This window comes from Pauljensenia sp. UMB6358 (assembly GCF_030216865.1).
Lineage (GTDB): Bacteria > Actinomycetota > Actinomycetes > Actinomycetales > Actinomycetaceae > Pauljensenia > Pauljensenia turicensis_A.
On the sequence record NZ_JASOMS010000109.1, the window covers coordinates 1 to 302 of the forward strand.

The window sequence follows — 302 nt, forward strand, 5'->3', positions numbered from 1 at the left end:
TAGAAACCTTAGACGGGCTGCGATTCACCCCCACATACGGGCCAGACTCGCGCCCTACATGGTGGAACCCGCAAATATGGGACGGGCGAATCCCACGAGGGGAAGTAGACGCAGCAGTACGCGAAATCTTCGCCACCTACGAAGTCGCCCGCATGTACGTTGACCCCAGATTTTGGGAAACACAAGCAGACGCCTGGGCCCGCGACTTCGGCGAAGACAAGGTCATCCAATGGCCAACCAACAAAATCAACCGCATGTTCGAAGCGCTCACACGCTACATGGAAGATCTCAGCGAGGGTCTG

Annotated in this window: 1 protein-coding gene; it reads left to right on the plus strand. The window is 57.0% G+C overall.

What is annotated here, in order from left to right; genetic code table 11:
* Nucleotides 1-302, plus strand: a 302-nt coding sequence (locus QP381_RS08810; protein WP_285068597.1) for a hypothetical protein, incomplete at both ends; no start/stop codon positions are given.